At 41.5% G+C, this 21,806-nt stretch carries 24 protein-coding genes; 19 read left to right on the forward strand and 5 right to left on the reverse strand.

Annotation, left to right across the window (positions count from 1 at the left end; all coding sequences use genetic code 11):
- The first annotated feature begins 216 nt into the window (after positions 1 to 216).
- A complete protein-coding gene (locus ACZ449_RS06925; protein WP_464260308.1) occupies positions 217 to 459 on the forward strand; it encodes a hypothetical protein in 243 nt (80 codons plus the stop codon).
- Positions 460 to 1,054: 595 nt separating this feature from the next.
- Here the strand turns inward: ACZ449_RS06925 and ACZ449_RS06930 are convergent.
- Complete coding sequence (locus ACZ449_RS06930) at positions 1,055 to 1,378, reverse strand: hypothetical protein (RefSeq protein WP_464260309.1); 324 nt, start codon at positions 1,376 to 1,378, stop codon at positions 1,055 to 1,057.
- Between the two features lie 746 nt (positions 1,379 to 2,124).
- On the opposite strand from ACZ449_RS06930, the gene ACZ449_RS06935 reads away from it, so the two are divergent.
- Together ACZ449_RS06935 and ACZ449_RS06940 are read left to right on the forward strand one after the other, a co-directional pair.
- On the forward strand, positions 2,125 to 2,700 hold the full coding sequence (locus ACZ449_RS06935) for a reverse transcriptase domain-containing protein (RefSeq protein WP_464260310.1): 576 nt from the start codon (positions 2,125 to 2,127) through the stop codon (positions 2,698 to 2,700).
- A gap of 107 nt (positions 2,701 to 2,807) precedes the next feature.
- Positions 2,808 to 3,038, forward strand: a complete 231-nt coding sequence (locus tag ACZ449_RS06940) for a group II intron maturase-specific domain-containing protein (RefSeq protein ID WP_464260311.1) — start codon at positions 2,808 to 2,810, stop codon at positions 3,036 to 3,038.
- 162 nt (positions 3,039 to 3,200) lie between these two features.
- Here the strand turns inward: ACZ449_RS06940 and ACZ449_RS06945 are convergent, their stop codons facing one another.
- The 3 genes from ACZ449_RS06945 to ACZ449_RS06955 form a co-directional block, all read right to left on the reverse strand.
- Entirely contained in the window at positions 3,201 to 3,398 is a 198-nt protein-coding gene (locus ACZ449_RS06945; protein WP_464260312.1) for a TSUP family transporter, read from the reverse strand.
- Between the two features lie 137 nt (positions 3,399 to 3,535).
- Positions 3,536 to 4,240 carry a FadR/GntR family transcriptional regulator gene (locus ACZ449_RS06950; RefSeq protein WP_464260313.1) on the reverse strand — a complete coding sequence of 235 codons (705 nt, stop codon included), beginning with the start codon at positions 4,238 to 4,240 and terminating at the stop codon, positions 3,536 to 3,538.
- Between the two features lie 878 nt (positions 4,241 to 5,118).
- Positions 5,119 to 6,597, reverse strand: coding sequence for a right-handed parallel beta-helix repeat-containing protein (locus tag ACZ449_RS06955; protein WP_464260314.1), 1,479 nt, complete (start codon positions 6,595 to 6,597; stop codon positions 5,119 to 5,121).
- A 1,062-nt stretch (positions 6,598 to 7,659) separates the two neighbouring features.
- Here ACZ449_RS06955 and ACZ449_RS06960 point away from each other — a divergent pair.
- From ACZ449_RS06960 to ACZ449_RS07025, 14 genes are all read left to right on the forward strand, one after another.
- The gene (locus ACZ449_RS06960) at positions 7,660 to 9,231 is read left to right on the forward strand and encodes an ATP-binding protein (protein ID WP_464260315.1); all 1,572 of its coding nucleotides are present in this window, start codon (positions 7,660 to 7,662) and stop codon (positions 9,229 to 9,231) included.
- A gap of 84 nt (positions 9,232 to 9,315) precedes the next feature.
- Positions 9,316 to 9,591, forward strand: coding sequence for a sporulation protein YqfC (gene yqfC, locus ACZ449_RS06965; RefSeq protein WP_464260316.1), 276 nt, complete (start codon positions 9,316 to 9,318; stop codon positions 9,589 to 9,591).
- On the forward strand, positions 9,581 to 10,795 hold the full coding sequence (gene yqfD, locus ACZ449_RS06970) for a sporulation protein YqfD (protein ID WP_464260317.1): 1,215 nt from the start codon (positions 9,581 to 9,583) through the stop codon (positions 10,793 to 10,795). The genes yqfC and yqfD overlap by 11 nt, the downstream gene beginning before the upstream one ends.
- Before the next feature lie 18 nt (positions 10,796 to 10,813).
- Positions 10,814 to 11,776, forward strand: coding sequence for a PhoH family protein (locus ACZ449_RS06975; protein ID WP_464261829.1), 963 nt, complete (start codon positions 10,814 to 10,816; stop codon positions 11,774 to 11,776).
- Positions 11,777 to 11,832: 56 nt separating this feature from the next.
- Positions 11,833 to 14,013: an HD family phosphohydrolase gene (locus ACZ449_RS06980; protein WP_464260318.1), complete on the forward strand. Its 2,181-nt coding sequence runs from the start codon at positions 11,833 to 11,835 to the stop codon at positions 14,011 to 14,013.
- Positions 13,964 to 14,419 carry an rRNA maturation RNase YbeY gene (gene ybeY / locus ACZ449_RS06985; RefSeq protein ID WP_464261830.1) on the forward strand — a complete coding sequence of 152 codons (456 nt, stop codon included), beginning with the start codon at positions 13,964 to 13,966 and terminating at the stop codon, positions 14,417 to 14,419. Before ACZ449_RS06980 ends, ybeY begins: the two co-directional genes overlap by 50 nt.
- 8 nt (positions 14,420 to 14,427) lie before the next feature.
- Complete coding sequence (locus tag ACZ449_RS06990; RefSeq protein WP_464260319.1) at positions 14,428 to 14,775, forward strand: diacylglycerol kinase family protein; 348 nt, start codon at positions 14,428 to 14,430, stop codon at positions 14,773 to 14,775.
- 12 nt (positions 14,776 to 14,787) lie between these two features.
- Complete coding sequence (locus tag ACZ449_RS06995) at positions 14,788 to 15,195, forward strand: cytidine deaminase (RefSeq protein WP_464261831.1); 408 nt, start codon at positions 14,788 to 14,790, stop codon at positions 15,193 to 15,195.
- The gene (gene era / locus ACZ449_RS07000) at positions 15,188 to 16,081 is read left to right on the forward strand and encodes a GTPase Era (RefSeq protein ID WP_464260320.1); all 894 of its coding nucleotides are present in this window, start codon (positions 15,188 to 15,190) and stop codon (positions 16,079 to 16,081) included. The genes ACZ449_RS06995 and era overlap by 8 nt, the downstream gene beginning before the upstream one ends.
- Positions 16,082 to 16,181: 100 nt before the next feature.
- Complete coding sequence (locus ACZ449_RS07005; RefSeq protein WP_464260321.1) at positions 16,182 to 16,766, forward strand: DUF502 domain-containing protein; 585 nt, start codon at positions 16,182 to 16,184, stop codon at positions 16,764 to 16,766.
- Positions 16,750 to 18,120 carry a hemolysin family protein gene (locus tag ACZ449_RS07010; RefSeq protein ID WP_464260322.1) on the forward strand — a complete coding sequence of 457 codons (1,371 nt, stop codon included), beginning with the start codon at positions 16,750 to 16,752 and terminating at the stop codon, positions 18,118 to 18,120. The genes ACZ449_RS07005 and ACZ449_RS07010 overlap by 17 nt, the downstream gene beginning before the upstream one ends.
- A gap of 60 nt (positions 18,121 to 18,180) precedes the next feature.
- Positions 18,181 to 18,366 carry a YqzL family protein gene (locus tag ACZ449_RS07015; protein WP_464260323.1) on the forward strand — a complete coding sequence of 62 codons (186 nt, stop codon included), beginning with the start codon at positions 18,181 to 18,183 and terminating at the stop codon, positions 18,364 to 18,366.
- Positions 18,357 to 19,097, forward strand: a complete 741-nt coding sequence (gene recO, locus ACZ449_RS07020) for a DNA repair protein RecO (RefSeq protein WP_464260324.1) — start codon at positions 18,357 to 18,359, stop codon at positions 19,095 to 19,097. The genes ACZ449_RS07015 and recO overlap by 10 nt, the downstream gene beginning before the upstream one ends.
- Positions 19,098 to 19,156: 59 nt before the next feature.
- Positions 19,157 to 19,588, forward strand: a complete 432-nt coding sequence (locus ACZ449_RS07025; RefSeq protein ID WP_464260325.1) for a DUF4342 domain-containing protein — start codon at positions 19,157 to 19,159, stop codon at positions 19,586 to 19,588.
- A 313-nt stretch (positions 19,589 to 19,901) separates the two neighbouring features.
- Here the strand turns inward: ACZ449_RS07025 and ACZ449_RS07030 are convergent, their stop codons facing one another.
- Positions 19,902 to 20,087, reverse strand: a complete 186-nt coding sequence (locus tag ACZ449_RS07030) for a hypothetical protein (protein WP_464260326.1) — start codon at positions 20,085 to 20,087, stop codon at positions 19,902 to 19,904.
- Positions 20,088 to 20,259: 172 nt separating this feature from the next.
- On the opposite strand from ACZ449_RS07030, the gene ACZ449_RS07035 reads away from it, so the two are divergent.
- Both ACZ449_RS07035 and glyQ read left to right on the forward strand, forming a co-directional pair.
- Positions 20,260 to 20,412 carry a hypothetical protein gene (locus tag ACZ449_RS07035; RefSeq protein ID WP_464260327.1) on the forward strand — a complete coding sequence of 51 codons (153 nt, stop codon included), beginning with the start codon at positions 20,260 to 20,262 and terminating at the stop codon, positions 20,410 to 20,412.
- A gap of 518 nt (positions 20,413 to 20,930) precedes the next feature.
- Complete coding sequence (gene glyQ, locus ACZ449_RS07040) at positions 20,931 to 21,806, forward strand: glycine--tRNA ligase subunit alpha (protein ID WP_464260328.1); 876 nt, start codon at positions 20,931 to 20,933, stop codon at positions 21,804 to 21,806.

Here is a 21,806-nt window from a genome sequence, read left to right on the forward strand (position 1 = left end):
ATTTCCAGCGGAAGATTGAAACTAAAACCAAGAAGCACGCTTTAGGGTCTTCATTCGCGTTCATGCAAGAATTGTTTGCTTTACTCATTAAACAAAAATTATCACGACAGGTGAGAGGGGTTGTTTACTGGAAATCTTTCGATTACATATAGACATTGTTATAGCCGCACAATAACAGAGTAGCCTCCGAAAAATTTGCAAGGGAGATGCTCTTATATGGAATCTATACCTACGTCTACCATTGTTATTGATAATGATACTGGAGTAACGCTACTTAATGAGGTGGATATGTCGCTAGCTTTACCTGACCATGACGAAATTCAAGCACTTAAGGGTTCTACTATTTCAATTGCTAATAAAGAATACACAATAGTAGAAGCTACTACCGAACCGAAGTTTAATGATGATAGTGATATGATTGGCACTTACGTTTTCCTTAATGTAGAGAGAAAAACTTAAAACTATTTTCCGTTCTCCCTGTGACAAAAAGGGAACGTTCCCAACTGTCTTCCAGGCGGCCGTCACCCTTCGTAACTCCCGTCCCCCCGGCCTTTGCCGGAAAAAGCGTTCCGCAGGAGAAAAGCCGGGCGGTATTCCGTAAAAAAATCCGTACTGTCTGAGCGTAGCGAGTTTACGGATTTTAGGAATATCGCCTGGCTTTTCAGCTTTTGGAGGCTTGGGGCCTAGACCTTTTGTTACTTTACTATGAAAACATCTCCTATGTGCAAGAAAAAAGGGCGCAGGGGGTGTCAGGGGACGGGGTTATTGACAACAGTTAGCTAAAGCTTTCCAGGACAGGCACATTTATGCCTATCGTTTTTCGTTACATATCCAACTAAAATCAATTTGATGACTAAAAAGACTACGACTATTAATAGAAATGTTGTTTGAAAAGTATGAATAGGTTGTCGGCAACCCCGTCCCCGTGGCACCCTCCTGAATAGGTTGTCGGCAACCCCGTCCCCGTGGCACCCTCCAAAAGGAAGCATTCATTCAGTAATATTGCCTGTAACTAGATGTACGGAGTTCACATTTTGGCAGTCTGTCACGTTTGTTATTGACAGGGAGATTTTTGAAGAAAAGACATAAACTCTTGACGGATATAGGAGATATCCCGCAACCCCTCCTTGTAGGTAATTTCTGCTGCAAACCCGGCTTCAACGGCAGTGGCGGCCTCAAAATCCATGACCATACGAAGCAGCTCCGGGTGTTGTGCTTCCAGTCCTTTCGCCATTTTCAGCAGCTGTTCTAGGACAGTCTGAGCTTCTTTCGCGGTTTTGCTGTATTTTCCGTCAGTGATTCCGGCTATGCTGAGGATCGTATCCACTCGGTCAGTAACGTACTGATCAAACGCCTGGTTTAAACTCCTTTTTAACATATCTATACCCCCTCAGGCTGCGGCATAGACGCTACCCGTGCTGCCGTCAGCTTTTTACAGGGGGAAATTAAAAAGCGCATGCGAGGTTTTTATCCTACACATGCGCTTTGCTTCATCGTTTGTTAAAATCCCCAATGCCAATAATAAGCCGGGATATATCCGGCATGCAACAGAAAGGCGATCAACTATGTAATCAAATACTTACCCTTCCGCTGACAATTTTGTATTGAGGATAGATAGATCATTTGCTGCGTTAAGTCGCACACACAGTCCGCATCCATTCGGCAACATCCATTACACGGGCTCCGCTGCTTGTTTTCAGAGGAACCCCATTGTATAATAGACATGTCGTCGTGGACAGTCTGACTGTTACGTGTAGGTGCTGTTCACCTTTGCGCGTGCCTGGAAGTGCTGGAACACTTTCAGGTCACGGCGACTTTTTAATTTCCACCTAATTCAGATTATAGCCTTTTTCAAGAAATTAGGCAATAGCAGAAGTGTAAACGAACGGACAGTTCTTGAAAAGGGGTGTCAGACGACGGGTTATTGACAACAGCTAGCTAAAGCTTTCAAGGATAGGCACATTTATGCCTATCCTTTTTCGTTACACATCCAACTAAAATCAATTGGATGACTAAAAGACTACGACTATTAATAGGAATGTTGTTTGAAAAGTATGAATAGGTTGTCGGTAACCCCGTCCCCGTGGCACCCCTAAATTGGTCAACCAAAAGAGGGAGGAACTAATGGACAAAACAAAATCATTTGGAATTCCCCAAGAAGTAGTAAAACTGGCATATGAAAAGGTAAAGACGAATAATGGGTCGGCTGGCATCGATGGTCAAACTATCGAAGTATTTGAAGAAAAGCTGAAAGATAACCTGTACAAACTCTGGAACAGGATGTCCTCGGGAAGTTACTTTCCGCCGCCAGTCAAAGCGGTAGAAATACCGAAAAAGAGTGGCGGGACAAGAATGCTAGGGATACCAACCGTAACCGATAGAATAGTCCAAATGGTCGTAAAAATATATTTTGAACCCATGGTAGAACCATACTTTTGTCAAGATTCGTATGGCTACAAGCCAGAAAAATCGGCCTTAGATGCAATAGCTATAACCAGACAAAGATGCTGGAAATACGATTGGGTGTTGGAATATGATATCAAAGCACTATTTGATACGATAGACCATGAACTGCTCATGCGTGCTGTAAAGAAGCATACGGATTGCGGTTCAGAGAATGTGGACTTGAACTTCATCCAGATAAGACGAAGATTATTTACTGCAAAGACAATAAACGTACAGGAAATCATCAGGAAATAACATTCGACTTTCTAGGATACAGCTTTCGGCCAAGAAGTGCTCAAACAAGAGAGGGAGAGCGGTTTCTAAACTTTTTACCAGCAGTCAGCAGGAAAGCAAGCAAAGCAATGCATCAGACGATGCGAGGGTGGAAACTTCACCGGAAAACAGATGAAGAGCTTGCAGATATAGCCAAAGTAGTAAATCCGGTAATTAGAGGCTGGGTAAACTACTATGGTAGTTTTTACAAGTCTGCCATGCATCCAATACTGCGGAAATTAAACCAGTACTTAATCAGATGGGTCGCCAAGAAATACAAACGAGTTAATGGTCGCCAAAAGCAAGCACAAACTGGTTAGCAAAAATAGTGCAGTGTGAACCTAGACTCTTTATTCATCGGCAAATGGGAATTACTCCAACGATTAGATGATGGGAGCCGTATGAGTCGAGAGGTTCAAGTACGGTTCTGAGAGAGCCGGGGGGTGGAACTCCTCCGGGTTACTTACCCCCTTGTTTTCCCCCTATGAATTGTATACCGCTGCGCTTATTATTGCCAATGGCATCATCGCTGCTAATGAGGTAGCATGGGCGGCATGCTGTTTAAACTTCAAAAAATAAACCATGCAAGAAACCATAATTATTTCTCCGTCAATATCTACCAAGCCGCCAGTTACTCCCCCGGTTAACCCAATAAGTATTGCTTTTACTCCAATTTGCATAAACATACCTCCTCCAAAATAATCCTTAAAAATGTCTAAATAATATTTTCCATCGTATAATATTCATAATATCATACGATGTTTTAATGGGTAATTTAATCTCCTTCTATTATTAAAAGGAGACCATTATACCAATTTTATTGTGTTACCTTTAGCTGGTTTATAATTTTGTCCAGGGTTTCAACAGCCCACTTTCTGGCTTCTTCAATATTCTGATCCTCTATAGCTTGTAAAAGTCTTTGGTGACTATCCAATATCCTTTCACAACCTGAAGGGGTCATAGCTTGTGCAAAGCTATTTACCCCACCTCGGACTACATTAGAAAAACCTAAATATAAATCAGCCAGAACACTATTTTTACTGGCAACTGCAATTGCCTTATGGAATGCTATGTCACTTTCTACGTAGTCTTCCATATTCAGAGACTCTTGTGCCGCAATTCGCTTCTTAAGACTCTCTTTCATGACAATTAAATCTTCCTCTGTCCTCCGTATAGCCGCTAGTTTAGCAAGCTCGGCTTCTAACAGTTGCCTGGCTTCGTATACTTCCAAAATATTAGCACGCCGAAGACGCCGTTCAAAAGGTTCTACTTCCGTTGAATACGCCCGGACGTATGTCCCATCACCTTGCCGAACTTCGAGGAGTCCCGTATTAGACAATACACGAACGGCCTCACGTATAGTAGTGCGGCTGACGCCTAACTTGGCCATAAGCTCAGGCTCCGTAGGAATTTTGGTGCCAATTTTATAATCACCAAAAGCGATTAGCTCTTCAAGCTGGTTAATAACTTCATCAACCAACTGCCTTCGTTTAATTGTACGTAACCCTGTTTCCTGTTTCATTTAATCCCTCCTAACTGGTTTAATAATATTCTTTTATTTTAATACCTGTCAAGAAAAAAGCTATAAACACGTTTTTCTTGAAACAATCAGTTCCCTTAAAACAGCCAGACACATTTATAAAGATCATGGTTTTACAATAATAAGCTACCAGGAAAATTCTACTTGGGGTGAGAATATCTTGGAAGAACGTTGGAACTTAGATTTGGCTATATGGGGTGTCAGGGGATGGGGTGTCAGGGGACGGGGTTATTGACAACAGCTAGCTAAAGCTTTCAAGGACAGGCACATTCATGCCTATCGTTTTCCGTTACACATCCAACTAAAATCAATTTGATGACTAAAAAGACTACGACTATTAATAGGAATGTTGTTTGAAAAGTATGAATATGTTGTCGGCAACCCCGTCCCCGTGGCACCTCTCGTCCCCGTGGCACCTCTCCCCGTGGCACCTCGGAGATGGATTTAACAGAAATTTACCACCTCTAATCATTATATGATATATCATAGCATTGCACAAAAAATAAACAGAGCTGTCAAGCAGCAACAAATACGCATTAGTTCGAATAATCGGAATACCGTGCTTTCCGTTATGGAACTGTTATTGATTTGAAAGGGTGTCAGGGGACGGGGTTATTGACAACAGCTAGCTAAAGCTTTCAAGGACAGGCACATTCATGCCTATCGTTTTTCGTTACACATCCAACTAAAATCAATTTGATGACTAAAAAGACTACGACTATTAATAGGAATGTTGTTTGAAAAGTATGAATATGTTGTCGGCAACCCCGTCTCCGTGGCACCTTTCGGTGGTGTGAGAGGGAGGTAGATAAATTAATTATCTACCTCCTACTCGATTTAACAGACCGTAGCCCCTGATGTCACACTAATGGCAGCCAATAACAACTCGCCAATGGCAGTTGCGGCGCCGGTGCTACTGTTGCCGTATTATAGCCTACAATAATGCTGGCGGGATCGGTTGCACTTGCCCATCCTGGTGCAGTAAAGGACGGGTTGACAACCGTATTACCGGAACTGAAAATATCTGTGGTACCGGCAGCTACTGTTGGTGGAGGCGGAAAATGGTCGATTCCGATCAGACCTTTTCCTGCCGTGTTTTGCACGCTGTTGCCAATGACTTCGATAAATTTGAATATATTTAACGCGAAATTAGTGCCGGGGAATAGCAGTACAGGGACATTTCCCTCACTAATTGTCGTATTGTTGTTGATATATAGTTCAAAATTTGAACCAATGAATTCTTCAATGGCTAACAAGTGCCGCACGGTAAATAGAGAGGCCAATTGAGTATTGTTGTTTACTAACAATTTGCCCTGAAGAGTGCCGGGTGGGGGTGATGAAATATTTGTAATTCGTATAAAAAAACAATTTGAATTCCCTGAACCAGGCACAAAGGTATTGTTGGATATTATGCTGTTGCCGGATGTGGATTGTATTAGTATGCAAACATAGTTGTTACCAGCTGAAGCATTCGGGGCGTAGGTGAAGTTACAGTTGGTTATCTGAAACTCGGTGACTTTAAGACCTAGGCCAAATTCATTTGTTGAGATTTCACAACTGTCGATATAGATGCCTGTAGCCGCCAAATTATTAAATACAATTGCCGTATCTGTCTGACCGACGGATCGAACATAGTCTTGAACAATCTTCATATTTCTAAAAATAACATCAGATACTGTAACGTTGAACATATAAAATGGCGAGGGTGCTATTGAGGTAGTTATCACTGTAGTAGCCGCCATACCTTGGCCTTCTATAGTCAGTGATTTGGTTACATTGATAGTTGTAGTTATTGTATAAGTTGGATCAACAAGTAATAGTCTATCACCATTTACTGTAGTTCCGGCGCTAATAGCGCCTTGAATTGTATCATAGGGAGCGGGTTGACCAGCACCTACAAGCCTAGTAGTGCCTGTTGGCAGCGGGATTGGTCTGACAAGCGGGGGAACGGGTTGAGTAGTTTTAAAATATAGTTGTCCGCTAGCCACATCGACATAGAGGTCTCCTGTTTGACCTATAGCGCATGTTGGCGCTCCCACGCCTGATAAAACCATCGTTCCCGAAGGCCCCGGAGGTCCCATAGGTCCTGGAATTCCCTGCAGTCCCTGGGGTCCTTGCCGACCTCGAGGACCTCGAGGGCCTTCTCGACCTCGAGGTCCTTGTGGTCCCTCTGGTCCCTCTGGTCCCTCTGGTCCTGGAGGACAGAGTATGCATAGATCATATGGATCATGCGGATGACATGCCCTGCCGTCTTTGTCATAGGTCAGATTATCCTTTGCTATTTTTTTCAATGCATCTTTGATGCCTAGCCTGTTAGAAATATCGTGAGTGTCTGACATAAGGTTCCTCCTCATACATATACTTTATCTGACAATGCGTAACATGTTTACCTCACCACGTCTCACCCGGTAAACAACATAAGTTCTTTACTATATGATATTCAGATAACTAGAAAATGTACCTCATATTCCACAAGTTAACTTATTCCCCTAGAAACGGAGTGGTAGTTGGCAACGAATAAGGTGCACCCAATGGGGACCAATTTCCCGGAATATGAACAATGCCCTTGACACCTCCTCTTGGAAGGCTCAAGGGCTTAAAAGTACGCTTGCTCGTTATTCTTGGGTTAGACGAAGGGATGGCAGACCAATGTCATAAAGTTTAACTTGCATCGCAGCACCGGGACGGTTCTCGAAGGGCTCAATCGGAAGTTTTGCGCGCAAAAAGGCTCAACTAAAAGCTCCCAGCTGCCAGTTAAGCCACAAAACTATCTACGCGCAAAATTTTTGATTGCCTCAGAAGAATGAAGTCGCGGGCTGCCCAGCTATGGAAAATCAATCTTTTTCGTTCTATTTCGATTTATTTCGACATGATATTTCGGTAATTTATTTATGTTTATTATAATAGTATCTTATCTGAGATGAACTGTAAATAAACCATCGCGTGAGCGATTTCGTTCTTCCGATGCTCCTTTTGTTTTTCGCAATATTCAGAAACAGGGGGACAGGGAACGTGTTTTGCGAAACAAAGTCCTGTCCCCTGTTTCTTCTGTTGAAACCCATATAATCTAGGTTATACGCTATCTTGATTAAGGATCGTCTAAGCCGCAAAAATTGGTAAAAAAGCTGAGTAGCTACCTTGGGGTGGTAAAGGCCGCATGTTCAAATCGTGTCGCTCCGCCCATTATTTCACCCCAGTAATAACAAAGCTTCGTGAACACTCACGAAGCCTCTTTTCTATACCTAAAAACAAGTAAGAGATATAAAATCGTTGCTGTTTTTGTCAAAAATCACAACTTCTGGTAAATAATATTATGTGAAATAATCCCCTGTTTTATTTTTTGCTTTTCGTACACACTAAAATTGCAAGCAAATTATAATAGATTAAGGGGGCAAAACAATATGTCAGAGTATAAAGGCCGCCTTACTTATGCAAAAGGCACCTATATGGAATTTGTCGTTGCTCCTAACCAAGATGTTGATTTTGGCAATATATTGGTTGTTGAAGGTAAAAACCATGACCGGTTTTATATTCGGGCCTATGACTTTAAGATTAAATCACGCTGGTCAGGTATGAATGGTGTTAGCTATTTAATGAGCAAACTTGATGAAAATGGTCAGGTGGCTAACCAAGAAGAGCTTGATTTTTACTTGGGCGGTAACCATACTGTAAAAATTGGTATTGCTGAACAGCTTTGTTATGTTGATGCTGAGGGACAGATATTTAACCCCAAAACTTGTCCTGATTTCTTTTGTGAGGTTCGCGGTTTAGCTGCCGATGACACTGCGTTGCTTAATGAAATGAAGGGTGATCTTGAAATTGGTTATTTAAAAAGTGGCCGGGAAGTGCTTAAGTTACCTGTTGGTATATTTGGTTCCAAAGCCATTACCGAGCATATTGGTATTTTTGGTACAACAGGCTCAGGAAAAAGTAATCTGGTAAAGGTACTTTCTAGTTCAATTATTGACAGCAACAACTATGGTTTGCTTATTTTTGATGTTCACAACGAGTATTACCGTGATTTGTCACTTCATCCTAAAGTCAACGAGCGATTGGTGGTTTATAATACTAACCCTGAACCTGAACGAAAAAATGTGCATAAGCTTATGCTAAACTATAATGAGATTGATCCAGAGGACATTACCGCTTGTGCAACATTTAGTGAGCCTCAGCTTGATGCCATCTATAAGCTGTCTTCTGTTTGGCAGGATCGCTGGATGGATTATATTTTGAAATATGATGCCGAAGATATTATTGAAGAGATAGCCGGTTGTACTGGTCAAAAATTTCAATCTCGTACCATAAGTAAGATTAAAAGTGTTTGCTGGAACCTAGAGCAAGAGTTGAATATTAGTGAAGAAGCAAATGATGTTGGAGCAATTACTGCTATTGGGCAAATGCTGCAGGATTTGGAGCAGGGTAAGGTGGTATTGATTGAACTTAAAAATATCTCACCTATCGGTGAACAGGCGTTGTCAACTTTGTTGTCCAAAAAACTGCTGCTGCATTATGCCAATAAATCGGAAGTTGCTCGTTTGAAAGCTAAGCCGATCTTAATTGTGCTTGAAGAAGCCCATCGCTTCCTAGGTAAAAAAGAGCAAAGCACCCAAAATGTATTTGCTAGATTAGTCAGCGAAGCTAGAAAATTTAATATTGGGTTATGTGTTGTAGACCAACAACCCCGTTTACTAGCAGATAAAGTGTTGTCCCAGCTGAATACCTTATTTATATTGGGGTTGGCTTCCAAAGCAGATCGGGGTAAACTAGAGTCTATGTGTCGCAAAGATATATTACAGCAGCGCAATGAAATTAAGAATCTGGATTGCGGCGAAATGATTATAGCAACAAATTATATGCGCTTTGCTGCTCCGGTAAAAGTTCACAAATTTGAGGAGTATTTAACTCGCAGCTATGGTATTACTCCTAATTCATTTGCAGCTAGTACTTTCACGCAGCCAATATTGGCAATTTGAAAGGATGATTTACTGAAAATCCCCTTTTCACGTACTAATTAGCCTATTACGAGGCATACATTAGTATATGAGGGGGGATTTTGCATGCTACGCAGAAAAGGGAAATTACAATCATTGGCTGGTTTTTTGGAAATACCACAAGATATAGTTATGGATTTACCACGCATAACGATGTTAGGCAATAAGCAGCTATTAGTTGAAAACCACAAAGGAATTATTGAATACACCCCTTCGCTTGTTCGGATAAAACTCAGCCAGGGAGAATTGTTTATTTATGGTGAAAAATTAACCCTGGGAAATCTCCAAGCTGAGCAAATTCTGGTTGAAGGTGTGGTGCAAAAGGTTAATTATGATATATAATGCGAAGTACCTGCGCGGTGCAGTGAAAATCCGCATTAGCGGTTCTATGCCTGAACGTTTTATTAATCTTTGCATTATTGAACAAATATTACTATGGGGTATCACTAAAATTGATGAAGATTTGATTGCCTGGATTAGGTTAGATGATTTTTTTCGAATTCGTCCATTGGTTATAGCTAGTCATACCAAAGTAAAAGTATTAGCTCAGCGTGGGCTGCCGTTTGTTGTTAAACGCGCTAAACGGCGCAAGACGCTAATGGTTGGCGTTATTTTATTTTTTGCTTTGCTCTATACCCTATCTTCTTACATTTGGTTTGTTGAAATTACCGGTCTTAAAAATGTGCCTGACCAAGGAATACGCTATGTTGCCGAGCAATATGGTTTGCGACCAGGCAGCATAAAAAATGGTATTAATAGCAAAGCGATCGAACGGGAAATAGCATTACAAATTCCGGAAGTAGCTTGGGTAGGAATTAACTTTACCGGAACAAGGGCCGTTATCGAAGTTGTCGAAAAAACCATGCCGAAGCAAGAGGATAAAGCTCCGGCGCATCTTGTCGCCTGCAAAGATGGTGTAATTTCTGAAATTATTGTTCTAGCTGGTCAGGCGGCAGTAAAAAATGGTAACACCGTGAAAAAAGGTGATTTGCTTATAAAAGGGTTTGCTCTAGAACCTGTGCAGATTGGCGTTGAAGGTCAGCCACTAATAAATAACATACCGCCAGAACCCATCCGTGCCCAAGGCATAATCAAAGCTCGGGTGTGGTATGAAGGCTATGCTGAAACCGAGTTGAAGCAAACGACAATTACCCGTACCGGTAATCAGCAAATGGCGGTAATTATGAAACTTGGTAGCCATGAGGTAGCGTTTAATGAGATACCAGAGCAGTCCTATGAAGAATTTGAAACTGAGATTATCTATAAACAATGGCCGCTATGGAGGAATAGACAGCTTGCTGTCGAATCAACTATTACAATATACCGTGAAATTAACTCTACCCATATAGAAAAATCAATTGAGCAAGCACGCAATGAGGCTTATAACAAAGCCCTCCAGGCAGTGCAAAGTAATATCCCTGAAACAGCCCAAATAGTAGTACATAATTATGAAGTAGTAAAAACTCCGGCAGAGAACATAGTTAGGGTAAAAGTGAATGTGGAAACAATTGAAGATATTGGGCAAACTATAAATATTTCCCAATGAATTATTGTAGTAGGGGGCATTGTTTATTTGGAGAACCGAATTAACTTTGGAGACACTAAGGAAGCTATCGCTGTTTTAGGAAAAAATGACGAACATTTAGGACTAATTAGTCAGCATTTTTCTAGTAGAATGACAGCACGAGGAACAGAATTGATGTTAGATGGGGAAACCGGTGAAGTTGAGCAGCTTACTCGTTTGTTTAATGAGCTTAGTTATTTGTACCGGGAAGGCAATCCGGTAACAAGCCATGATGTCCGGTATAGCATTCAGATGATTCGTGACGGTCAGGCAGAGTTTCTCCATCAAATGTTTGCCGACACTGTTTTGGTTACAGCCAAAGGCCGTCATATTAAGCCTAAAACCCTTGGGCAAAGCCAATATTTGGAGGCCATTCGCCGCAATCATATTACCTTTGGAATAGGACCGGCAGGAACAGGGAAAACTTATCTTGCGGTTGCTATGGCAGCATTTTCCTTAAAAAATAAACAAGTAGAAAAAATCATTTTGACCCGTCCGGCAGTGGAAGCCGGTGAGAAACTTGGTTTTTTACCCGGTGATTTGCAGGAGAAGGTTGATCCTTATTTACGGCCTTTGTATGATGCTATGTATGATATTATGGGTACAGACACGGTACAAAAGTATATGTCCAAAAATATTATTGAAGTAGCACCATTAGCTTATATGCGGGGACGAACACTTGAGGATTCATTTATCATCTTGGATGAAGCCCAAAACACGACAGCCGAACAGATGAAGATGTTTCTAACAAGAATCGGCTTTGGTTCAAAGATGGTAATAACCGGCGACATAACACAAATTGATTTGCCAAAAGGCGTTAAATCAGGACTTAAGCAGGCCCAAACTGTGCTGGCAGAAGTACCTGGTATTGCGCTACTTACTTTAAACGAAAGTGATGTAGTACGACATGAAATCGTCAGCCGTATCATCAAGGCTTATGCACAATATGATCAAACGCAATAACGTTAGCTGTGGTAGTTTTGCTAAACGTTGAGTAGTGGTATGAGGTGAAAGAAAAGATGATATCGGTTAATAGCAAGTTGCGAGATTTATTTACGCAGCCCGCCAATCTACAAGCCCACTCATTGGTACGTCGAACTGTAGTATTTTTTGTTTTCTTTGCCTTATATATGCTTTGTTTATCAGCTGATTTTATTCCAGAAAAAATATCGCTGCAGATTGGCCAGGTTAGTGATCGGGATGTAATTGCACCGAGAACAGTATCGTATATTGACAATGTTAAAACCAAGAAGCTTGAGATGGAAGTAATGGCCAGTGTGGCTAATGTCTATGATATGGATATTGCTGTTATGGCAAAAGCTGAGGAAGATGTAAAAACGATTTTCCGCACAGCACAAACCCTTCAGTTAGACAAAACACTGACAAATGAACAAAAAAAAGAAAAACTTAGCCGTGAGTTACCGGTTACATTGTCTAGTACTGTTGTGGACGAGTTGCTGAATTTGGATGAGGCTGGCTCATTAAAAACAGAGGATTATACTAAATCAATATTACGTAAATATTTACAACGCGGCATCAGAGAAGATGACTTTGATATTGCCAGAAAGCAGGTAGTGCTTGAAGCAGAAGAATTAGGTCTTGGGAAGAATACAGAAGCCGTTGTCGCTGGTATTGCCCAAACACTTATTAGACCTAATTTTATTCTTAATGTTCGTGAAACAGACAAACGCAAGCAATCGGCACTGGCTAATATTGAATCTGTACGTGAAACTGTAAAAAAAGGGCAGATATTGGTACGACGTGGTGACATTGTAACTACTGAACAGATTCATGTTATGGAAGAATTAGGATTATATGCTGGAAATTTCAATGAAGTAAGGATGCTCGGTCTTACTTTGTTTGTGCTGTTATTAATGGGGCTTTCCTTAGGCTATTTATATAGGTTTGCCTACCCTATTTATAATAATAATATGTACTTGATTTTATTGGGTTTAATTGTTTTAGTTACCTTACTAATTACTAAGGTTGCTCACTATTATTCGGATTTTGCCGCGCCTATTGCGGCAGGAGCACTGTTAACAGCCATTTTGATTGATCCACGGGTCGGGCTCTTAATCAGTGTAATTATGTCTATGTTTTTTGGTATGATTGTGGACCATGACCTGCGAGCAGTGACTGCTGCGCTTATTGGTGGTATGGTTGGGGTTTATAGTGTAACCAAAATGTCTCACGGTTATAGTCTTGCTCGCGCTGGAATCTGGATTGCACTAATTAATTTTTTAGTAATTGGTTCAACAGGTCTCATCCAGCAGTTTAATGGTAGAGAAGTACTATTTCAAGGGATGCTTGGCGCCATTAGCGGGATTGCTTCCGCCGTAATTACTACAGGTCTTTTACCTTACCTAGAGCATGCTTTTAATATTACTACCCCAATCAAGCTGCTGGACTTGGCTAAGCCTAACCATCCGCTACTGCAGCGCCTATTATTAGATGCTCCAGGAACGTATCATCACAGTGTACTTGTCGGCAATTTGGCGGAAACGGCTGCTGTCAGTGTGGGAGCAGATCCCGTGGTCGTACGGGTTGGCGCTTATTATCATGATATTGGTAAAATTAAAAGGCCGTATTTTTTTATCGAAAATCAGGCAGGCTGTGATAACCCTCATGATAAAATTTCACCATCACTGAGTACACTTATTGTTACATCCCACATTAAAGATGGCTTGGACTTGTGTAAGGAATACAAATTACCACAGGTAATAGTAGATATTGTTCAGCAGCACCACGGTACTACCTTAGCGTCGTATTTTTATAAACGCGCGACGGAAACGGAACATGGTGAATGCGTTATTGAATCTGATTTCCGCTATGAGGGGCCCACGCCGCAAACCAAGGAGACAGCCCTTATTATGCTGGCCGATTCCTGTGAAGCGGCTGTGCGTTCTATTAGTAAGCCTAACATTAACCGCATTGAAGCTACTGTCCGCAAAATCATTAGGGAACGGTTGCAAGATGGGCAGCTTGATGATTGTAACCTAACGTTGCGCGATCTTAAAGCGATTGGCGATGTGTACATTCGCTTATTGTCGAGTATGTTCCATAGCCGCATTGAATATCCTGAAGCTCTTAAAGAGTTTGAGAGGAGAAAAACTAAAAATGGAAATAATAATAAACAACCTGCAGGAAATGATGATAGTAACTCCTGCCATGGAACAAATGTTGATGCAAGTGTTAAATAAAGCGGCTGAGGTTTATGGCCTTAAGCCACAGACGGAGGTTAGTGTGGTTTTGGCTGATGACCAATACATTCATCAGTTAAACCGCCAGTATCGCAATAAAGATGCACCTACCGATGTATTATCCTTTGCGATGAATGACCAGTGCGCAGGTGAACATGAACCTGCTATTACCGATACTCCGGAAGATATTGAAATTTTGTTAGGAGATATCATAATATCACTGGAAACTACGGCCAGACAGGCTGAAGAATTCAATCATAGTTTAGAACGCGAACTCGCCTATCTAACCATTCATGGGATGTTACATCTATTGGGCTACGACCATGAGGATGAGGCTGAGCGAACTGAAATGCGCCAAGAAGAAGAGTATGTTTTATCACTGCTTGGTATTACCAGGGAGCAATAGGGGCAGCTATGCAGAGACTTGCTGCGTTTCGTTATGCCATAGCAGGTATTATTTATTGTGTACATAAGGAAATCCATATGAAGGTTCATGTGGTGGCAGCCCTTGGGGCTTTAGGGTTAGCGTGGCGCTATGAGCTGAGCAGTATTGAACTGGGTATTTTATTTTTGACGATTGCCAGCGTTATTACTGCCGAACTATTTAATACGGCGCTCGAAACGCTTGTTGATAAAGTTTCACCAGAGTTTCATCCGCTAGCCAAGGCGGCCAAGGATGCTGCTGCGGGAGCTGTTCTTATTCAGGTTGTGGCTGCCTTAGGTGTTGGTTATGTTCTTTTGGGGGACAAGATGCTAAAGTAGGTGAGGAAGATGATGGATGAACTGATAAAGTATGCTGTCAGGGCTAGAGAACAAGCGTATGTGCCTTATTCAGGATTTAAAGTAGGGGCGGCAGTACAGGGAAAAAGCGGCCGCATATATAGTGGCTGCAATATTGAGAATGCTTCCTACGGATTAGCTAACTGTGCCGAACGTACTGCGATTTTTAAGGCAGTATCAGAAGGCGAACAGGAGCTTATCGCCATAGCTGTAGTTGCTGATACTCCTGGACCGGTATCGCCCTGTGGCGCTTGTCGCCAGGTTATGGCTGAATTTGGTATTGAAAAAATTATATTAACAAACCTACACGGCGAACAACGGGTGGTTACTCTTGAACAACTATTGCCCTTTAGTTTTGCCAAAGGTGATTTTGTAAAAGATGGTGGGAAAAATAATGAATAACGAAAACTATAAATCAGGGTTTGTGGCGGTTATTGGCAGGCCTAATGTTGGCAAATCTACCTTGATGAATAATTTGATTGGTCAAAAAGTGGCGATTATGTCTGATAAACCCCAAACAACCAGAAATAAAATTATGGGTGTCCTTACGCAAAAAGATGCACAAATCTTATTTATTGATACTCCTGGTATGCATAAACCTAAACACAAATTAGGCGAATACATGCTCAAGGAAGCTGAAGGATCTATGCGGGACGTAGATGTCATTTTATTTGTGGTCGATGTTACTGCCGAAATGGGAGCAGGGGAACGCTACATACTCGACAACTTGGCAAATGTTCGTACACCGGTTATTCTCACAGTTAATAAAATAGACCGAATTGAAAAACCAAAATTATTTGCTATTATTGAAAAATATACGGCACAATTTAATTTTGCCGCAGTAGTACCGATTTCGGCACTTGATCACACCAATTTTGAAGGGTTGGTTAGTGAGATCAAATCACATCTTGAACCGGGTCCCCAATATTATCCCGAAGATATGATTACCGACCAGCCCGAACGTCTTGTCATTGCCGAGCTTATCAGAGAAAAAGTGCTACATTTAACCAAAGAAGAAATTCCCCACGCCATACTTGTTGATATTGAGGAAATTGTTACCAGACCAAATGATGATTTGTATGTTAGAGCTGTTATTTATGTAGAACGTGATTCGCAAAAGGGGATTGTTATTGGTGCTGGTGGCCGTCTGCTTAAAGATATTGGCCGTTTCGCCAGAGCTGATATTGAAAATCTTTTAGGTTCTAAGGTATATCTCGATTTATGGGTCAAAGTAAAAAAAGACTGGCGTAATCGCGCTAATGTGTTAAAAAGTTTTGGTTTTGAATAAGTTTAGCAATACGATTTGAAGCTGCCGCTTTTGCGGCAGCTTATTTCATTTATTGACCAATACGGCGCTTAATGGTATCATTTGTAAGAGAGGTGAATTAATGAAGTGGACTTCTAAGTATTTTATTAATGGCTTGATTGTCATCGTACCTATCGCGATTACGACCTTTGTAATTATTACTATCTTTTCATTTACTGAGCGGTTACTAGGTGAATATTTGCCGATTCATTTCCCTGGATTGTCACTGATTGTCGTGTTATTTTTGATTTTTCTTGTTGGGTGGTTATCCTCACACTGGTTTTTGAAAAGTGTAATCGGGTATGGGGAACGAATGCTAGGTTCGATACCGATAGTAAAGTTTATTTATAACAGTGTTAAGCAAATATCAACGGCCGTATTTGAGTCCCAGGAGTTACTGAAACATGCAGTATTAGTACCTTATCCACATTCTGGAACCAAATCTCTGGGCTTTGTTATGCCTGAATTATCAGCGCCATTGGCTGATAAATTTACGGAAGAGCATGTGTGCGTTTTTGTCCCGATGAGCCTTAATCTGACATCAGGCTTCAATATTATTTTGCCCAAACGGGACATAATACCTTTAGACGTAACAAGCGAAAGCGCACTGCAATATGTTATTACCGCCGGTGCTATCATGCCGCGCAGTAATGATTCCAATAATTAGGGAGAGATGCTTTATAGATTCGCCACTATTCAGTTCGGTTAAATTGGCGGCCGCTCTGTTACTGGTCTTAATTAATGGCTTTTTTGTATTGACTGAGTTTTCATTAGTCAAAATTCGTAAAATACGGTTGGAAGAATTGGCTCAGCAGGGCAATGCCCGGGCTAAGCTGGCTTTAAAAGTAGTATCTTCGCTTGATAGTTACCTTGGTGCCACGCAACTTGGTATTGCTTTATCGTCATTGGCACTCGGATGGTTAGGAGCACCGGCTATTTCCTCCTTAATAAAACCGATAGTAATGGATTATTTTCCGGTTCTAGATGGGCTGAGTACAATAATTAGTATTGTCTTGGGATTTAGTATCATTACGTTTTTTTATGTTGTTTTGGGCGATCTTATCCCCAAGTCAATGGCGGTTCAACGCTCAGAAAGCATGGCACTTGCTTGTATATGGGCACTTTATATTTTCCACAAAGTTAGCTATCCGATTAGTGTGCTATTTAACCGTACAGCTAAATTGTTTTTGGGTGTGATCGGAATGAAAGCAGCTAGTGAAGCTGATTTGGCTCATTCGGAAGAAGAATTACGGATGATTGTTAGTGCCAGCCATCGTGGTGGTGTACTTAATCAGATGGAAAGCGAACTAATTGACAATGTTTTCGATTTTGCGGATCGTTTGGCAAGGGAAATTATGGTTCCACGCCAGGATATCGTTTGTTTGTTTGCAGATGACCCCTTTGAGGAAAATATGCGAGTGGTACGAGAAACCGTTCATACGCGCTATCCACTGTGCGTGGAAGATAAAGACCATATTATTGGTATGATTCATGTTCGTGATTTAATGGATTTTGATATGTGTTCACCTGCGGTACGTGATTTAACCTCCATCGTTCGTGAGATATTAGTAGTACCAGAAGGAATGTCAGTGGCTCATTTATTGCAAGTTATGCGCCGTAAATGTACGCATTTGGCAGTTGTTGCGGATGAGTACGGTGGTACGGCCGGACTGGTAGCGCTTGAGGATGTGATTGAAGAGATCGTTGGTGATATCCAGGATGAACATGATGAGGTAGCCGATGTTGAAATTCAGCGACTGTCAGACGGCAGTTATGAATTTGACGGCGGAGTTCTCTTGGATGATGTAACAGATCTCTTGAATATTCGTTTAGAAGAGCATGAAGAAGATACGTTAGGTGGTTATATATTTGGAATGCTCGGACGCCGCCCGGAAACTGGTGATAAAGTAAATATTGGTGATTATTCTTTTGAGGTACTTCATGTTACTGGTTTCCGAATTGTTAAGGTTAACGCAGTGCCGCTTTTTCCGGAATCAATAGCAGAAGAGGGTGTAGAATAAGTTAATAGCTTATGTGGCTAGTCCAGTTTGTCAAACTATAAGTTAAGGGGATGATGTCGAGTGTTATTACGGGAAACAATGTGGGAGCTTTTTTTAAGTACCGGTAATATCGATGCTTACCTTGCCTATCGTGCTTGTTCAGATTGTCAAAGCAACAACCAGCAGCTAGCGGATGAAGCCACAGAAACACCCGTTAAACCAGAATATTTTGTAAATCATTTATTAAGTGAGGTTAGATGGCAGTAGAGTATCAGACGGAAGCCATTCTGTTGGCAGCACGCGACTGGAGTGCCGCTGACAGAATGGTCACTTTGTTTTCACGAGAAAATGGTATTATTACAGTAATGGCGTATAATGCCCGCAAGCCCAAGAGTAAGCTCAGCGGTGGTCTCCAACCGTTTACTCATTTAAATTTGTTATTGGCTGGCGGTAAGGGCATGGATATAGTAAAGCAATGCGAAGTGCAAACTTCGTTTCGGGAACTGCGGGAAGATTTGACCAGATTAGCTTATGCTAATTTCATTGCGGAATTAACGTTAGGGCTATGGCCACAGCATCAGTCTGAGCCAGCGGCATTTGAGCTGTTATTAGCTGTGCTGGCTCTCTTGACAAAGCGCAACCCGCGGATTGCTGCCTTGGCAAGTGCATGGCATTTGTTGGTTTTAGCTGGCTTTCGCCCTGAATATGAATGTTGCGTGCAGTGCGGTTGTAAACTAAGTCTGCCAGCATATTTTAGTTTTGTTGAAGGCGGCGGTACTTGTGCTGATTGCAGCCCATTTGGTACAAGTAGTTTCGAGGAGACTGACAAGAATTTTTTAGATAAGCTATTAGCATTGGATTTAAGACAACCTGGTCAGTTTGTTGTGAACGCTAAGACTTTGACAGCTGCGGAGTCTCTATTGTATGGCTTTGTACGACAACAGTTAGAGCGACCGCTTAAGTCATTGGATTTTATTAACAAGATTACTACTCTATAGGCAGCATAACAAGCTTGCCGCCAGGGAAGACTATTTTTAAACGAGTGGAGGGTAGACATATGAGTATTACTTTGGAAAATATTGATTTGATTCGTGAACGTACCGGGGTTTCATACCGGGAGGCTAAAGCGGCGTTAGAACGTAATGAAGGCAATGTCATTGATACCCTGATTGAACTTGAAGATAAAAATAAAAGCAGCACTAATTGGACAGAAGAATTTTCACTGCGCTCTACCGAAGTCATGGACAAGGTGAAAGAACTTATTCGCGAAGGCAATGTTAACAAGATCCGCATTAAGCACGAGGGACGGGTGCTGGCAGAGATACCGGTAGCTCTTGGCGCTATTGGTGCTGTGGTTCTGCCGCAGCTGGCCGCAGTGGGCGTCTTAGTGGCTGTGTTTAAGCGGTGTACTATTGAGGTGGTACGTGACGAGGAGCTGGTTGACGCTGATAAGAAAGAGCCGCAAGAAGAGGTGGACAAGTCCTCGTGATAGTTGCTATATTTTAAATTAATCACGGCAATGGCGAGACATAATTAGAACACTTCTTGGATAAATATCTGAGGAGTGTTTTTTATGGACGAATAAAGAGTCTAAAGTAACTAATGGACAATTGTGTATAAGGGTAACATTTGCTAAACTTCAGAAGTAAAAAAATAACGCCGCAGGGTGGCGGCGCAACAAGAGAGAGAGGAAAAGAATATATACTTAGTTTAACCAAACGCCAGGCCGTTATACTGATTGGCGTTATTTTCCCGGATCACATTCCTCTGGTAGTGATATCTGACGGGGTGCGGTTTTTTTCCTAAGTAGGCCATAAAATTACATGTGGATTACAGCAGTCAAACGGTCGGCATAGTCGATACGGTCTGCAATAATATGGTTTGCAATGATACGGACGGCAATTGAACGGGATACAGCACTGGCGCCTGTCTGGTTGTTCGTCCCATTCGGTTATCTCAGGATATTCTTTGAGTAGGATATTCTTCATAAAGATAAACCTCCATTACTCTGATATTACATAATATGCAGTTACGAAATAATGGAGAGTTTAAATAGTTGTTTTAGCCGCGTGCCTTTCAGCGGTGGTCAACTTTTTATACTCAATAGTATAAATCCGTGGTTTCTGCTCATCCTACCTAAATAAAAAGGAGTGATAGAAATTGATGGGCTATGGTTACAGCGGTTTCTTCCCGTTTGGGATGATATTTATGATTTTATATGGTGTCGTAGTTATCTATACACTAATGCAGTTGACCGGCATAAATAAAGCGCTGCAGCGTATTGCAAGCACTTTGGAAAGAAAGCAGGAGTAGCTTACTTAGCCCTCGGGAAACCGGGGGATTTTTTGTGCCTTTTCTCTTATATTTTTGTTAAATAATTATCATGGTAAGTCCCTCAAAAATCCGGGAAAGGCTTGTATTATATATATTTATTGTGATATACTAATTGCATTAAGAAGGCCCTACGAGGGTCAAAAGTATATATTCAAGAAGTATTTTGTTTTTTAAACATCAATGAAAATTACGGCAATGCGGGAAATAAGTAACTTTTTATATGGCAGCGAACCAGGGAGAGTGAAAGCCTGGTATTACAAAAGGTGAAAGGCCTTCCCAAGCTGCAAGAGGAAATCTCCAGGTTGATTCGAAAATGTTCAGATACATGTTCTGCATTGGAAATTAATTTCGTGAGAAAGTAAAGCTTGCTATACTTTGAGGTGGGGCGTTTTTCGCGCCCAATCAGGGTGGAACCGCGGGAAAAACATCTCGTCCCTGTAACTTAAATACAAGTTACAGGGACGAGATGTTTTTATTTATTGCTAGGAGGTAAAATTATGACATTTCAGGAGATAATCCTGACTCTACAAAATTTCTGGGCTGAGCAACATTGTATTATTCAACAACCTTATGATGTGGAAAAAGGGGCAGGAACCATGAATCCGGCAACATTCCTCCGGGCGTTAGGGCCCGAACCATGGAATGTATCGTATGTTGAGCCGTCACGCCGTCCGGCTGACGGGCGTTATGGCGATAACCCTAACCGTCTGTATCAGCATCACCAGTATCAAGTCATTATGAAGCCGTCACCAGCCAATATTCAAGAATTGTATTTGGCTAGTTTGGCCAAACTGGGAATTGATCCAGCTAAACATGACATTCGTTTTGTTGAAGATAACTGGGAATCGCCGACCTTGGGCGCTTGGGGCCTAGGCTGGGAAGTATGGCTGGATGGTATGGAAATTACTCAGTTTACTTATTTCCAGCAAGTGGGAAGTATTGATGTTAAACCAGTAGCTGTAGAAATTACCTATGGCCTGGAACGTTTAGCTATGTATATTCAAGGCAAAGAAAATGTTTTTGATATTGAATGGATAGCAGGCATTACCTATGGTGATGTCTTCCATCGTAATGAAGTAGAACATTCTCATTATAATTTTGAAATTGCCGATACAAAGATGTTATTTACCCTGTTTGATATGTACGAAAAAGAAGCTATTCGGATTATTGAACTAGGTTATGTGCTGCCTGCTTATGATTATGTTTTAAAATGTTCTCACAGTTTTAATCTCCTAGACGCTCGTGGTGCTATCAGTGTCAGTGAACGTACTGGATTTATTGGTCGAGTACGCAACTTAGCACGACTGTGCGCACAGGGCTATCTGGAGCAACGTGAGAAACTGGGTTATCCACTCCTAAAGGGAGGTAAGTAA

It is taken from the genome of Desulfosporomusa polytropa (assembly GCF_055380075.1).